The sequence below is a fragment of the Embleya sp. NBC_00888 genome (assembly GCF_045207655.1).
Taxonomy (GTDB): domain Bacteria; phylum Actinomycetota; class Actinomycetes; order Streptomycetales; family Streptomycetaceae; genus Embleya.
Genome location: NZ_CP108785.1, coordinates 41,684 through 55,882 on the forward strand (window position 1 = coordinate 41,684; position 14,199 = coordinate 55,882).

Annotated in this window: 12 protein-coding genes, 1 tRNA gene and 1 pseudogene; 8 read left to right on the top strand and 6 right to left on the bottom strand. The window is 71.2% G+C overall.

Features of this window, described 5'->3' with window-relative positions:
• Positions 1-3 precede the first annotated feature (3 nt).
• The 5 genes and pseudogenes from OG948_RS34290 to OG948_RS34310 all read left to right on the top strand — a co-directional run.
• On the top strand, positions 4-2,619 hold the full coding sequence (locus OG948_RS34290; protein WP_331768935.1) for a hypothetical protein: 2,616 nt from the start codon (positions 4-6) through the stop codon (positions 2,617-2,619).
• A 218-nt stretch (positions 2,620-2,837) separates the two neighbouring features.
• Positions 2,838-3,395 carry a hypothetical protein gene (locus OG948_RS34295; protein ID WP_331768936.1) on the top strand — a complete coding sequence of 186 codons (558 nt, stop codon included), beginning with the start codon at positions 2,838-2,840 and terminating at the stop codon, positions 3,393-3,395.
• A gap of 265 nt (positions 3,396-3,660) precedes the next feature.
• Complete coding sequence (locus OG948_RS34300; protein WP_331768937.1) at positions 3,661-3,876, top strand: hypothetical protein; 216 nt, start codon at positions 3,661-3,663, stop codon at positions 3,874-3,876.
• Positions 3,877-4,452: 576 nt separating this feature from the next.
• A complete protein-coding gene (locus OG948_RS34305) occupies positions 4,453-4,893 on the top strand; it encodes a DUF6210 family protein (RefSeq protein WP_331768938.1) in 441 nt (146 codons plus the stop codon).
• Positions 4,894-5,020: 127 nt separating this feature from the next.
• Positions 5,021-5,320 (top strand): annotated as a pseudogene (locus tag OG948_RS34310) (transposase); the annotation flags it as partial.
• Positions 5,321-5,328: 8 nt separating this feature from the next.
• Here OG948_RS34310 and OG948_RS34315 read toward each other — a convergent pair.
• Entirely contained in the window at positions 5,329-6,642 is a 1,314-nt protein-coding gene (locus OG948_RS34315) for a PIN domain-containing protein (RefSeq protein ID WP_331768939.1), read from the bottom strand.
• Between the two features lie 278 nt (positions 6,643-6,920).
• Between OG948_RS34315 and OG948_RS34320 the strand changes: the two genes are divergently transcribed.
• A tRNA-Met gene (locus OG948_RS34320) sits at positions 6,921-6,998 on the top strand.
• Between the two features lie 263 nt (positions 6,999-7,261).
• Here OG948_RS34320 and OG948_RS34325 read toward each other — a convergent pair.
• Positions 7,262-7,597 (bottom strand): hypothetical protein, encoded by a 336-nt coding sequence (locus tag OG948_RS34325; RefSeq protein ID WP_331768940.1) that lies wholly within the window; start codon positions 7,595-7,597, stop codon positions 7,262-7,264.
• Between the two features lie 407 nt (positions 7,598-8,004).
• Between OG948_RS34325 and OG948_RS34330 the strand changes: the two genes are divergently transcribed.
• Positions 8,005-8,355 carry a hypothetical protein gene (locus OG948_RS34330; protein ID WP_406300417.1) on the top strand — a complete coding sequence of 117 codons (351 nt, stop codon included), beginning with the start codon at positions 8,005-8,007 and terminating at the stop codon, positions 8,353-8,355.
• A gap of 103 nt (positions 8,356-8,458) precedes the next feature.
• On the opposite strand, the gene OG948_RS34335 is transcribed toward OG948_RS34330, so the two are convergent.
• On the bottom strand, positions 8,459-9,307 hold the full coding sequence (locus OG948_RS34335; RefSeq protein WP_331768941.1) for a hypothetical protein: 849 nt from the start codon (positions 9,305-9,307) through the stop codon (positions 8,459-8,461).
• Between the two features lie 630 nt (positions 9,308-9,937).
• Here OG948_RS34335 and OG948_RS34340 point away from each other — a divergent pair.
• Positions 9,938-10,876 (top strand): hypothetical protein, encoded by a 939-nt coding sequence (locus OG948_RS34340; protein WP_331768942.1) that lies wholly within the window; start codon positions 9,938-9,940, stop codon positions 10,874-10,876.
• A 232-nt stretch (positions 10,877-11,108) separates the two neighbouring features.
• Here the strand turns inward: OG948_RS34340 and mihF are convergent, their stop codons facing one another.
• The 3 genes from mihF to OG948_RS34355 form a co-directional block, all read right to left on the bottom strand.
• On the bottom strand, positions 11,109-11,423 hold the full coding sequence (gene mihF, locus OG948_RS34345; protein WP_331768943.1) for an integration host factor, actinobacterial type: 315 nt from the start codon (positions 11,421-11,423) through the stop codon (positions 11,109-11,111).
• A gap of 129 nt (positions 11,424-11,552) precedes the next feature.
• A complete protein-coding gene (locus OG948_RS34350; protein ID WP_331768944.1) occupies positions 11,553-11,774 on the bottom strand; it encodes a hypothetical protein in 222 nt (73 codons plus the stop codon).
• 1,099 nt (positions 11,775-12,873) lie between these two features.
• Positions 12,874-14,121, bottom strand: a complete 1,248-nt coding sequence (locus OG948_RS34355) for an IS110 family transposase (RefSeq protein ID WP_406300418.1) — start codon at positions 14,119-14,121, stop codon at positions 12,874-12,876.
• Between the last annotated feature and the right edge of the window lie 78 nt (positions 14,122-14,199).

Here is a 14,199-nt window from a genome sequence, read left to right on the forward strand (position 1 = left end):
GAGATGGAGCTGCGGGGCCGGCGCTGGTTGTCCGACGCGCTGCGCCCCCACGATGATCTCGTACGAAGGTTTTTCGGGCATCAGACGGCGGACCTGTTCTGTGTGTCCGCCGCGGCTGTGACCGGCGATGTCGCGTCGTCGCTCCCGTCGATGGCGGACGCGGTGATGCGCGGCCCGATCGTCGCGTTGGGCTTGGAGGACGACTACGACACCGCCCGAGCCACCGTCGACCCGAACGAACGTGCCCGGCTGTTGGGGCAGCTCTCGACGCGCCTGCGGACGGCGGGCTTCATGCCGCACAGCGCCATGCTGGACAACGCACGAGCCGAGTCCTTGTCCGCTGCCGGGGACGCGGAGGCCGGCGCCCGCCTGGATCTGGACGCTTTCGTGGGCGCCCTGGAGTCCCGGCCGGCAGGCGCACCGGCCCGACGTCGCCTGCACGCGGCGACCACGGCGGGTGTCTCGGTCGAACTCGCCGAGGCCATCCACGCGGCGCAGGCCATCGCCGCGTTCGAGCGAGAGGAAGAAGTCGGCCTGGAGGTCGTGGCCGAGCACACCGCACGGCTGACTCCGGCGCATCCGCACGGGCTTGTCCTGATGGTGCTGGCGGCGGAGCATTTCGTGGCCGGGCGACGATCGGACCTGCTCCAAGGCGTCGCGGTCGCCGCAAGGGCACTCCTGGGTGGTCCGACTGCGCCCGCCCCGGAACGGCCGGCCGCTCGGCTCCGTGCGTGTCTGGCGGATGCCGGGATCGAGGACTGGGCGTCCTTGGCCGCAGGGGCGCGGTACGGCTTCGGTCCGCACGTTGCCGCCTTCGTCGCCGCGCGCCACGCGCGCCATCTCGCGCTCACCGGCTGCGGTGGGCAGGCGGTGAGCGCGTGGGACGACGCGGTGGAACGGGCGTGCACGGCGACGGCGTTCGTCGACGCCGCCGGCTGGTGTTCGAGTCAGGCCACCACGTTGTCCCAGTATCGTGACCGGCGGATGTTCGAACGACAGTTGCACGAACACGCCGCTGTCCTGCGCGAGGCCGGCGGGAGCCCGCTGCTTGCGGAGCCCGTCGAGGCTTACGAGCTGGCCTTGGAGCATCTGAGCCGGAACAAGTGGCCGACCGCGTTCGCCGCGGCCGTGCGCCATCGACGCTGGGCGGTGGCGGCGGGGCGGCTGCGGGAGGAACTGGCCGCCGAGGCCCTGCTCGGACGCGTCCTCCTCGCGTCGGGAGACGCCACCCGTGCGGCCGGTCACCTCGTCCGCGCCGGCGCCCCGGACACCGAGATCCGCGCCCTCGTGGCGGCCCTTCCCGAACGCACGTTCACGCCGCCGGCCCCGACCGCGGGTCTTCCCGGGCAGGTAACGGCGCTGCTGCGACTGGTGGCGCGCGCGGCCGACCTGATCGACGACGCCAACGCGGACTCCTGGCTCGACTTCCTCCTGGACTCCGGCGGCGTCGACGCCGCCGGCCACCCCGTCGCCGGAGATCCGAGCGCGGTCCCCGCCGCCATCGTGGCGCTCGCCGCCGACGGAACCCGTTCGAGGCGGCATGCGGAAGGTGTCCTGAACCATGTGAAACGTCGCTTCGACACCGGCCGCCTGCACAGCGATCCGGAAGCCGTCCGCGCCGTCGCCGCGATCGCCGAGCGGCACGACCTGGTCGAGGCAGCGGAGTTGCTCGTGCGCATGCTCCTCGCCGACGACTACGTCCTCACCACGGCCGTGATGGCCTACGGCCGGCGGGCCCTCGAGGACCATCCCGACCTCGTCCGTGAGTACTGTGCGGCTCCGGCCGCCGCCGCACGGCTGGACGCGCATCTGGCGCTCGCCCTGATCGGTGATCAGGGCGCCGAGTCGCCCTGCACCGAACATCTCCTGGAGATCGCGGCATCGCCGCCCCGGCTCCCCGGGCACTTCAGCGGGCCCGCCTCCTGGGCGAAGGAATTGCAACTCGCTCCCCACGCCACCGCCGGCGCTCGCGCGGCGTTCGTCGAGCACCTGATCCGCCTCGTCGAAGACATCGACGATCTTCCCGAGAACCGCGAGTCGACCCTCGACGCGTTGACGGCGCTGGCGAACGGCATCATCACCGAGACGCCCGACCTCGCCGACCGCATCGAACACCTCGCCCTGCGCGTCGCCCGCGGCGAACTGGACGGCCCTGCCAATCGAACCATTCCGGGGATCGTGGGCCTGTTCGACCCGCCCGACGCCATGCGCGCCGCGGCCCTGTGTACCGCCGCAGCGCTGACGCGCGGTGACCGTGCGCGACAATCGGAAGTCCACCGGCTCGCGGTCAACGCCATGGCCAACCCGCTACAGCTGTCCTGGGCGGTCCACGCCCTGGTCCGGTTGCCCACCGAACTCTCAAGGCCGCACCTGGCCGTGTTGGCCGCCCACCCCGAGGACTGGGTGCGAGCCCTGACCGCCGCCCTGCGGGCAGCCGACCCCGACAGTGACCCCGACCTCGGACAACGACTCGCGACGGACCGAGCCCGCCGGGTCCGCGCGTCCCTCGCCAACACCCTCCCACCGGCTTCGACACACCCGGGGATCCGCGCCGTCCGCGAAACGCCGAAGCACGACGTGCGCCGGAGCATCCGTGTCACCGCCCGAAACTCCGACTGAACACCCGCGGCCGGGCCCCTCGAGCCACGGCGGTGGGCGATTCCCGGGCCGGGCGCCGCGCGACGCCTGCGGACCGCGGCGGCCCGTTCGGGCGCGCGGTGGAGTGGTCGAACTCGCGTGCCGCGTCCGGTTGTCGCCCCGTGCCCGTAGCCTCCCCGACGTCGGACGCGCGTCGGCCGCGCGTCGGGGGATCGACGGACGAGCGGCGGAGGTTCGGTATGGCGGGTGTGTGGGACGTGGTCGAGGAGTCGCAGCGCGCGGTGTGGTCGTTCACACCGTTCGAGCACGTGGGCCCGTTGAGGTTCGGCATGACCCACGACCGGGCGGCGGCCGCTGTCGAGGGGGTCCTGAAGACCATCGGATGGCGGGGGGACGGCACCACCGGGCGGGTCGCGCAGGCCGACATGTGGCCCGTCCACCACGGCACGGGGGCGGGCGTGCGCCTGTACTACGACCGGGCCATCGGCCTGGCCGCGATCTCGATCGACGCCAGGAGCGGTCCGCAGGTGGACCTGGACGGGATCCCGCTGGTGGGCCGGGTGCCGTCCCTCCTGGAGGACGCGTTGTTCGACCACCTCACCGCACACGGCCTCGAAGCGGTGTTCTCCCTCGAGGCGAACCTGTGCGCGCCCGAACTCGGTGTCGTGATGCGCGTCCAACGCGCCGGGGGCCGCGTCCTGACCCGCCCGGTCCTCGTCGCCCGGGAATGGGCACCCCGATGCTCGGACGCATCCGAGAGCCACATCCCCGACGAGGAATGGCGCAGCTTCTCCTGAGCACACACGAAACTCCTGCGGCAGGCACCGGCCGCGTCGGGCCCGGCACGAAAGCGAATTCACCCGACATGGCGCACCTTTCCCGGCCCCAGAGCGGGCTCCTCGAGGATGGGCATGCCCGGTCGTCGCCGGTGCGCAGGGGGTGACGCGGGGCGTCGAGGCGTGCCCCGGAGCCGGTACTGCGCCGGTTCTCGGGTCATGGGCCGGGGCGGGCGGTCAGACTGGGTCGGGTTCGGGGGTGGTGTCGATCGGGAGGGTGCGTCACGTGTGGGTGGAATCCGAGGCCGGTGTCGATGTGGTGTCCGGGTGGGGCACTGCGGCCACCGTCGGGCTGCTCGAGGTCGGGGAAGCGGTGCGGGAGGCGGTCGCGACACCGGCCGTGCTGTGCGTCACCGGGGTGCCGGAGGTCGGAAAGACCGGCGCCGTCGCCGCCGCGCTGCGTGATGCGCGGGGTGAACGGGCCGGGACGCGGCGTGGTTGACGTTCCGCTCCCGCCCGAGGATGACCAGCGTGCGCGAGGGGTTCCGCCTCGTTGCGTCGGCGATAGTCCTCGCGGTCGAAGCGGCGTCCGCCCGCCGGCACCGTGGGCCCGGACACGGTGCGGAACTCCGGAGGCGCCGTAGCGGGTCGGCGTCCCGGATGGCGGCCACGGGGAGCAGCCCGTCCTCGACCAGTCCGGCGACCAGCGGATCCGGATTCGGCATGCGGATCCGATCCCGCTCGACCACCGCGAAGTACCCCACCGCGTCATGGTCGTTGCCGTCGGCCGGCGTGGCAAGGTGCGGCGCGGCCGGCCCGGGGGTCAGCCCGTCGCGGCCGGCCTCTGCCGTCCGTGGGCCTGTGTGTGAAGATCCGTGACCGTTGGTCGCCGAACCACCCGTAGCCCGCGAAACCGCGGACCGCCGCGACGCCGGCCCCCGGGCACCCACCACCCGCCCTCGACCCGGGCCGGTACGGAGGTCGTCACGGGGCATCGAGGACGCACACTTCTTCGTGATCCGCGGTCGCCATCGAAAACGGAGAGGTGGCGCACGGGGTGACCGTGCAGGATGCAGTCATGGTGAACCGTCGCATGTATGTGGACCTGGACCAGGTCGAGGATCTCGATCACGACTGGCTCCACGTGGTTCTCGAGGGGCCCTCGGGGGTCGTCTACGAGATCCAGCACGGAGGTCATTCCTGTTGCCAGGGCGCGATCGAGGGCTACCTGGTGCCGGTCGAGTCGCCGGACGGGTACGCCGCGCTGATCGACCTGTTCGTGAACCGACTGCACAGCGCGCCGGTGGCGATGGCGTCCATTCCCGAACATCTGCCCGCCTTGCGCGCGGCCGTCGCCATGATCCGGATTCCGGCGAGCAGCCGGTCCTCGCGCACGCTCGACCACGACCTGAGCCCGATCGTCGTCGACGAGACGCGCCTGGAGGAGATGACCGAGGCACACGTCCCGGTGACCACGGAGTTCGGCCCCGGCATCCTGGTCTGGTCCAACTCCGACTGAACCCCGCCACCGGAACGAAGCAACGACCGCATCGACGAGGACCTTGTCCCCAGCGCGCCATCGCCCTTCCGGACCCCGCCCCCGGGTCGACGGCCGGGGGCACCACCCGCGACGGGAGCATGTCGTCCGGCTCGCCGGATTCGCCGGCGTCGCTCCCGCCGCCCGCGACTTCGGAAGGATCGGCGGCAACCTGCACCGGCCCAAGCGCTAGAGCCGACGCCTCCAACGTGTCTTCTACACCTCGGCGTTGATCAGCATCCGCTGCTGCGACGAGTCCCGCCGCTTCTACGACCACAAGCGCACCGAGGGCAAACGGCACGTCTAAGCCGTACTCGCACTCGCCCGGCCGAAGGGTCAACGTCCTGTGGCCCCCCTGCGTGACGGACGGTACTACGACCCCATACCGCCCGTCACTCCGGCCGCTTGACGACTCCATTAGGAATCCTCGTCCGCGGTCAGGGCGGCGTTCAGCTGCGCGTTGATCTGGGGAGACAGCCACCTGACCACCGTCGTGGCGGCGTCCAGGGCGGTGTCCGTGGTGAACGGCGGGATGTCTCCGTTGGGCGTGGCCGCTTGGCCTGGCAACGTGTCGATGAACGCGCGCAGTTGCCGCCAGCGCAGTTGCTGCTCCACCCGGTCTCGGAGAAGGACTTCACCGCTGGAGTGGGACTCGCGCCACAGAGTGGCGGCCTGCTTGAGGGTGTTGTTGCATGGGCCGTCGCCGTGGCCCGGGTCCTCGATTGCCATGCTCTTGAGGACGCCGGGGATCTCACCGGAGACGGTGCCGATGAGCATGCGGGTGCGCCACACCGCGCCGGTCATGGTCACGGACGGCACTCCGGTGCTGCGGACCGGGTTGTGTGCGGCGAGGCCGGCCAGTGCCCACCGTGCCGTCGCGATGTACCAGGTGTCCTCTCCGATCCGGTACGCGGTCCCGTTGGTCACGTCGATGAGTCTCGCCACGGGCGTGCCGACCCATTCGCGCGCGAGCATCGGGGGGTAGCGGGTGCCGCCGGGGTTGTCGAGGTCAACTGCGGGCCAGCCGTTGCGGAAGCGGCGGTCGTGCAGGGCGGCACCGGCGACCTTCATCGCGGTCTCGTCGGACACCAGCGGGTCCATGAACGCGGTGTCCGCGTCCGGGGCCTCGGTCGCCTTCGTCACCGCCGCGATGGCCGACTCCAACGAGGTCAACAGCATGAGGCGGTGGCGGTGGTGGGACAGATCCTGTTCCAGCACCGGTGCGAACGACGTGCCGTCGCCGAAGTCCTTCCTGTTCGCGCTCACGAAGTACACCTCGTCGCGCGGGTTCTGGTGCAGGAAGTCGACCACCGTCAGCCAGATCGCCACGTCCCGCGCGCCGCCCTTGGCGTTCTCGTCCGGCTTGGCCGGCTTGTCACAGTAGGCCTCGCGTTCGAGCGCCGCGTCCGCGGCTCCCTCGGGCGTGGGAACGATCTCGAAGACGTCGGCGTACACGCCCTTCCAGTACTTGCGCGCGGCGGACTCGTCGAGGGCCGGCGGCAACGGTGGCGCCTGGATCCACGGGGCGCTCTTGGCGAACTTCGCTGCGTCGGCCGAGAGTGTGGTGTGCGCGGCCCGGTACGCGATCACCTTCCTGGCGACCAGTTCGTCCCGTACCACTGCGGGGATGCACACGCGGTGCTCGGTTCGTGCGATCGCGCGGATCACGTCGTACCGATCGCTGTCGATGTCCGCGTAGAGGATGTTCGAATCAAAGAAGATGACCGCCACGCGGGCACCCTACGGCCATGAGGCACCACGGTCGCGCGGTTTCCCCGAGACGGCATGATCCGATGCCCCGTGGCCCAGGAAGGAGTTGGGTGGGTATGCGTTCGCTCGCCTCGACGAGTCCGAATCCCCGAGATCCGCAACAGCGGCGGTTCATACGGAAAGGCGATCTGCACGTTCGGGGATTGGACACGAATGGCGAGCCCGCCCGGGGGCGACGGCCCGGCACGGAGAAAAAGGGACGCGCTCACCGCTCGGAATCCGTAGACTGGTCGTACCGACGCGGGGTGGAGCAGCTCGGTAGCTCACTGGGCTCATAACCCAGAGGTCGCATGGTTCGAATCCTGCCCCCGCTACCAGTGTTGAGGAGTCCGGCCGGTGGCCGGGCTCCTGCTTTTTGTGTGCTCGGGTCGTCGCCCGGGTCGGGTCCACGTATCGCACAAATGATCGCCTGTCCGTCATTTCGGTCGGTTAGGCTCATCGTTCGTGGGCCCGTCAGGCGCCACGCGCGCCGGACTACGCGGGGGAACACATGGTCATCGATTTCTCGACGTTCGGCTCCGGTGCGGCTCCGGCACCGGTCGAGCCGCGGGAGCTGTTCCGCTCTCTGCTGCGGGGGGAGCTACGAGTTCCTGCGCGATCCGCAGGGGCAGGTCCTCGGGGCCTGGTTCGAGCGGCGCGACGAGCGCGATCTGGTCGTCAAGCTGAACACCGGCGGCGGAAAGACGTTGGGGCCGCGGGCACCCGACGGCTCGTCCGGCGGCGGGAGAGTGCGTCGCAGACCGTCGAGCAGGTCGGACAGGACGTCCTCGGCCCGGTCGCCGGTCAACGGCCACGACACCCCGAACGCGCGCGGCACCTCGTGCACGGGATACCAGAGCGAGGCCTCGTCCAGGCCGCTGCGCCGGGCCAACATCGTGCGCAGGTCGTCCTCGCCCACCGAAGTCCCCACCGCCATGGCGCACTCCCCGCTCGCTCACGACGCTCGGGCGAGCGCACCGTGTCCGGAGCGTAACCGGCACAGCCCACCGGACCCGCGCTTCGAGGAACCGCAATCCGCACGAGGGACCACCAGCAGCCACTCCACAAGCGACCCGGACGCCCTCCTGTGGCCCTCACGGCCCGATCCGCCACATGCCTGCCACCAGGGCCGGGCAGCACCACACAACGCCATCGACAGGCCCGGGCGCCCAACCGACAACCCGTCCCGAAAGTCGTAAGGAAAAGCAGACAGGAACCCGAGAGGCGCCGCACCGCGGCGCTTTCCGACGACTGGGCCGAGATGGCTGCTGCGTCCACGACCTCGCTCGGCTGGGACGACGTGGTCGCCGAGCCGTTCGATCCCGTCGGCTTCGTCCTGGGACTGTGCCCGATTGCCTCGCCCAACCCGTCCCGGACGACCACGGCGGCGGAACGCTGTGGCTGCACGCCGCCGACACCGGCTCGGGGCATTCCGTCGCCGCGGTCGGGTTCGCTGTCGTGCACACCCCGAGCGTGCTGCAGAGCGGGCCGCGGCGTCTGTGGGACGAGGTGGAGATGGCGTGGCGCTGGTGGGACGGGCAAGGGCGCCCCACCGTCCACGACTTCGGCCTCACCGCCACCATCACCGCGACCGGTGACAGGACCGCCGTCGGGCACCAGGCGTGGTACCGCGACCGCGACCACCCGCTCGCCCTGGCGATACACAACCGACATCCCACAGGCACAGCGCGTTGAACACCCGCATGCGGGCGCAGCGATCGGAAGCCGTTTCCGTCGCCGGTCGGGGTCGGCCGGGCCTGGGAGGGCGCGGGCGTGTTCCAGCCGGTTCTTGGTCGTCTCAGCCCAGGGTTCGGGCCGTGGAATGCCCGCTGCCCGGGTACTCCTCGGAGGGTATCGAGTCCCACTCGGTGTTCGCGCCGTCGCGCGTCACCATGAACAACGGGCGCGATCGCAGGACTTGCCCGACCATTTGCCCGCACAACACGACCCCGGAATCGTCCGGTCCCACGAAACCCTCGGGCGAGTAGCGAAGGTACACGCCTCTCGCCTCGGCGTACGCGATCGCGTCGCTCTCCAGTTCCTCTCGGTCCCTGCCGGCCAGGGCGAGTCCGTCGTGGGCGACCCGGGGACCGTGCACGGCGTCGACGGCCACGCAGAACAGCCCCGCGTCCCGGCTCACATAGGCCGTGACCGCGGGCGGTGAAGGAGCCGGCTCGCGACGGCGGACCTCGATCCACCACGTCGGCGAGAACGTCGCGTGGCGCCACACGCAATCACCGACCCTCGTCCGGCCGAGCATCCCGGCCGCCGCCTCGACCACCTCGTCGACCGTCATACCGAACCGCAGCGGTCCGACGCCGACGGCCGGCGTGTAGAACCACTCGTCCCATTCGGCAGCCCCGGTTCCGGGCACCGTGGTCGCTCCCCAGACCTGCCGTCGCCTCGTGATCGGGGCGTCGTCCGGCATCGGGATCGGCGGGCGCGGGGGCCGGTCGGCGAGGACCTCCTCGAGGTGCTCGTGCTCGTAACACTCGATCGCGTACGCCAACGCCTCGTACGCGTCGTCGTCCAACCGAGGCTCCCACCCCCTACGGCGGGCGTCATCCGCCGCGGAGACGGCGGCGACGGCCCGGGTGTAGGCGTCGAGATCGGCGAGAACGGCGTCGGGCACCGGAATGTCGGTCACGGGAACGATCATCACCGACGACCCCGACACCGAGCACAACCCTCCGTCGTCCGAAGGAGGGACCGGCGCAGCCAGGGGCGAGCCCCGAGTCGGGAACGGTGCCGAATGCGGTCCGAGTCCGCGTCCAAGAGGCAAGATCCGGGTGAAAATCGCCGCGTCGGGCACGGTTTGACCAGGTCGGGGAATCCCTCCTTCGACGCCGGCCGGCCCCCATCACCGTGCCGCGCCGGACGCAGGCAGTGCAGCCGGGTGGCCCTGACCCCTCCCGACACGAAACTTCTTCAGGCCACGGTTTCAGCCACCGGCATGTTCGATCGAGGAGGGGCCGGGCGCCGATGCCGACCGCGGTCGGGTTCACCATGGAGCGAACGGTCGCGTCCGGGCCGGCCGACACCGCGGCTGCCGGCCAACGAGTTCACGGCAGGCCGTGTCCTGAAGGGCGTTGAGTCGTTGGGGAATTCGGCAGCACGATCGACGCCTCGGTCCCAGCTCGCCCGGCCCCGTGGCCGGGTGGGTGTCGAAGGAGCCGAAGACGCACCGCGTCGTCACGCACCCATCGGATTCCCGGTCTCCTGCCCTCCGGTCCCATGGCGTGCGGGTCACGGGACCGCACGCCTGGAAAGAACGATCGTGTCGTCGAACCAGGCCCGCAAGAACCAGACCCGCCGCCTCGCCGCGCGGGAGGGCATCCGATACCAGGAAGCGTCGCGGCGGCTGCGTACCCAGCGATCCGACGACGCCGCGCACGCGTTCGTCCACCGGGTCCACGCCACGCAGTCGTGGGAACTGTTGCCCAGGGAGGCACCCGCGATCGCATGGGGCCTCGCGTCGGCCTGGGCATTGGAGGGGCACCGTGTGCTGGCGGTGACCTCGACGTCGGATCGGCGCGCGGACGTGTGTACGCCCGCCGACACGTGGTCGACGCGAACGATCGCGGTACCCGGGTCCGGCATCCTGGACGTGCTGGCGGCGACGCTTCCCCCGACCGGGCTCGGCACGACGTCGGACCCGGATTCCGCTCCCGGTTCCGCTCTCACCCGGACCATCGAAGCCGCCCTACGCGACTACGACCACATCGTGCGCATCGGCGACGACGCCCACTGTGTCCCGACGACGACCCACGACACGGTGATCATGACGATCCCCCGCGAAGACATCCCCATCCACGGGTGGCGTCTGGACATCCCCATCGACGAACTCGGCCGTCTGGACCCCACATCGCGCCGACACCGTCTGGACCTGACCCCCGCGCAGAGCTCCGTGCTGTTCCGGCAGATGTTCGCGAACCGAATCGTCATGCAGCCCTGCGTCGGCTTGGTGACGACCGTCGAAGACGGCGCCGACCCCGACACGAACCGCGGTTTCCACGACGCCGTCTACCGTGACATCGCCGCGAGCGGAGTCCCGGTCCTGGCGGAACTCCCCCACACCTGGCGCGCACGCCCGGAGCGACGCGTCGGCGACCGCGTCCTGAACCTGCCCGACGACCCGTTCGCAATCGCGTACCGCCACCTCGCACGCGAAGTACGCGCAGCGGCGCAACATCGCCGCGCCGATCGCCTCGGGTGAGCACAATGTCGGTCGGCGAGTCTTCGGCGTGCTCGGTCCCGGACGCAGCCGCGGGCGCGGCCGAGCACCGACCTCGACGATCACAGGCCGCCCCATCTGTTCCGCTGGACTCGGCCGGGAGCCGTCAGACCATCACGTCCGACCATCGACAGGAAGGCCCGAATACGCAACCTCGTCACGCTCGTCACGATTTCCCTCGGGGTGGCGGAAGCGGGTGCTGCTCCCGTCTCCGTCACCCCTGCGGAGCGAAGCGTTCCAGGAGGCGCTCGCGTTGTTGGGCGCCCAGGCCGCGGACTCGGCGGTTCTCGGAGATCCCCAACTCGACGAGAAGTTCGGCGGCGCGTGCCTTCCCGATGGCCGGGAGGGATTCGAGCAGGGCCCGGACCGGCATCTTGCCCACGGCGAGGGTGTCGGTGGCCAACACCTCGCCCAGTGACAGCCGGCCGCTCTTGAGCGCCGCCTTCACCGCGGCTCGTTCCCTGCGGACGGCGGCGGCCTTGGCGAGCGCGGCGCTGCGCTCCTCGGGACTGATCGTCGGCACGGCCATCGTGTACTCCTCGCGTCGTCCATCCGGAACGGGCCCATCATGGTCGATGCCACCGACGACGCCCGGCACGGCCGTCCGCCCCGAACCTTGCGGCCACGCACCGACTCGGCGCGAGGCGTCGGACCCGTCCTACTTCCCCGACGTGGCGGTCGCCACCAGACAGACCACGTTCGGCCGGGCACACATCGCCGCGACGTCGGATGCGCTCGGGGGCGGCGACGTCGGGGAGTCCGCGACCGCCGGCCGCTCCGCGGGGGCGGCGGACGACCCCTCGTCGAGCACACGCGTCGCCGACCACGCCGCCACGACGACGAAGACGTAGACCACGACGTGCTTCCGGTACCGACGCATGACTCCCCCGTGGATGCGAACGGCGACAGCGTAACCAGGGCCTCCGACACCGGCGTTCGCCGACGCACAGGGCTTCGCGGTCGCCACCCCCGGACTCCCGACCCGCCCGCCGACGGGGCCACCCGGACGGCGAGACCCCTCGGCCCGCGTCCCCGGAGGTGATGCGCCCATGGGGCGAATGCCGTCCACGCGGCGGCGTGGCATCCCCGGCGTCGACGTCCCGCCCCGGCATCGTGGCGGGTGTCGCGACACGTTCGTGTGTGGGCCCGAACACCCTCGTCGACGAACCGGCCGGCCGCCTCTTCCCCTCGGGGCGCCGGCCGCCCCGGCACGACGGAACACCCCGACGTCCCGACCGACAGCGCGAGACGTCCCCGAGGGCTCAGCCGGCGCTCCCCCGGCTTCGGTGCCCGTAGCGGCTCAGGTCCGCGGAACGCTGCCCCGGGGGTTGGAGGTCGGCGTAGGGGGGTGGTGACCAGTGGCGGTGGTGTTCCGCGTCGTCGCGGATCGCGCGGGGCCAGTCGTGCACGTGTCCCGGGGCGCGGTTTCCGCGGCGCAGGGAGGAGAGTCCGGAGTCGGGTCCGAAGCCTCCGTCGCCGATCTCGGTGTAGAGGCGGCGCAGGAGTGCGGGCAGGGGTCACCCGACGAGGGACTGCGCCTCGTCGACCTGGTGCGCGATGGCGGGTGGGAACAGGGGTCCTCGGGGGGGCGTCGGCGTAGTAGGCGGTCACCTCCTCGGTGTGCGAGGGGAGTTCGAGGTCGGTCCCGTTCATGGCGCAGGACACGACGCGATCGCCGGAGCGGGTGAGGCGGTCGTGGCCGTAGTGTTCGAGGATCCAGGCGGTCGGGACGCGGACGGTGTCGAAACGCCGCCCCGGATCCCAGGCGCGAGCGGTCAACTTCGCCATCAGCACGTCGTCGTCGCCCTCGTCCACGACGGGAGACGCGACGCGTCGCGGGCGGGGCGCGTCGTTCGGGGCTCCGACGAAGGTCCGTGTTTGGATGGTCATGCAGGCGACTGTACGGGCGGGCGCCGACGGCGGGCCTCGACCGCGTTGCGGCGGGGGTGCCTCTATGTCTTTCGTCAAGTGTGAGCGGGTCATGCTGCGACCGGTTGGGTCGGGCGGGATTCGTAGAACGTGCCGTCTCTGAGCATGGCGAACAGGACGCTGATGCGTTGTCGGGCGAGGCGGAGGAGGGCTTGGGTGTGGGTCTTGCCGCGGGTTCTGCAGCGGTCGTAGTAGGTGCGGGAGGCGGGGTCGTGCAGGGCCGCGAACGCGGAGAGGAACATCGCCCGTTTCAGCAGCCGATTGCCTGTCCTGGGGGCGTGTTCGCCGTGGATGGAGGATCCGGAGGACTTCGTCGTGGGGGCCAGGCCCGCGTAGGAGGCCAGGTGGGCGGCGGTGGGGAAGGACGACCCGTCGCCGATGGTGACCAGGAGGGTGGCTGCGGTCCTGACGCCGACTCCGGGCATCGAGATCAGGACCCGGGAAAGAGGGTGGGCCTCCAGGAGCTCGCCGATCTGCGTCTCGACGGCGCGTCGTTGTTCGTGGACGGCGGCGAGCGAGCGGGCCAGGGAGGGCACGACCGTGTCGAGGGTGGTGGTGCCGGGGACGACGACGGTCTGTTCGTCGAGTGCGTCGAAGATGTCGTTCACGAGGCGTTCGGCCATGCGCGGGGCCTTCGGGCGTATCAGGGCCACGAGTCTGCGGCGTCCGGCCTTGCGCAGGGCGGCGGGCGAGCCGTGTCGCTCCAGGAGGTGGGTGACGGCGGGGTGGTCCAGGCGGGGTCCGAGGACGCGTTCGAGGGAGGGGCGGAACTGGGTGAGGAGGCCGCGGATGCGGTTGCTGGTGCGGGTGGCCTCGCCGGCGAGGTCCTGGTCGAAGCCTGTCAGTACCGTGAGTTGGGCGATGGTCTCGTCGGCGACCTCGAGGGCGCGCAGGGTGTGGGGCATGGTGCGGGCGGCGTCGGCGATCACGTGGGCGTCCCGGGCGTCGGTCTTCGCCTCGCCCGGGTAGAGGTCCGCGATCCGTCGTATCGCCAGGCCCGGCAGGTAGGCGACCTCGCAGCCCGCGTCGCGGGCCACCGTCAGTGGCAGGGCGCCGATCGAGGCGGGCTGGTCGACGATCACCAGTACGGTGCCGAACTTCACCCGGAGCTTGTCGAAGACGGCCCGCAGCTTCGGTTCGCTGTTGGGCAGCCTCTTGTCGTAGACGGTTTTGCCCGCGGTGGTGAGGCCGTGGCCGTGGTGGTCGGTCTTGCCCACGTCCAGGCCGAGGAAGACCTTGATGTCGCCGGTGTCGAGCACCGCACCCCTCCCAGGGTGTCGTTTTGGTCCCGGCCTCATGCCTTCGCACCGCACGCGCGCATCCACGTTACGCAGACCAACCACCCTTCGTTGGCCGGGCGTTGCGCTCGGCCGGGT

Excerpts from the sequence above, each read along its gene's own strand:
- OG948_RS34355 (WP_406300418.1), bottom strand. The coding sequence starts at position 14,121 with ATGAGGCCGGGACCAAAACGACACCCTGGGAGGGGTGCGGTGCTCGAC.
- mihF (WP_331768943.1), bottom strand. The coding sequence starts at position 11,423 with ATGGCCGTGCCGACGATCAGTCCCGAGGAGCGCAGCGCCGCGCTCGCC.
- OG948_RS34305 (WP_331768938.1), top strand. The coding sequence starts at position 4,453 with ATGGTGAACCGTCGCATGTATGTGGACCTGGACCAGGTCGAGGATCTC.
- OG948_RS34295 (WP_331768936.1), top strand. The coding sequence starts at position 2,838 with ATGGCGGGTGTGTGGGACGTGGTCGAGGAGTCGCAGCGCGCGGTGTGG.
- OG948_RS34290 (WP_331768935.1), top strand. The coding sequence starts at position 4 with ATGGAGCTGCGGGGCCGGCGCTGGTTGTCCGACGCGCTGCGCCCCCAC.
- OG948_RS34325 (WP_331768940.1), bottom strand. The coding sequence starts at position 7,597 with ATGGCGGTGGGGACTTCGGTGGGCGAGGACGACCTGCGCACGATGTTG.
- OG948_RS34350 (WP_331768944.1), bottom strand. The coding sequence starts at position 11,774 with ATGCGTCGGTACCGGAAGCACGTCGTGGTCTACGTCTTCGTCGTCGTG.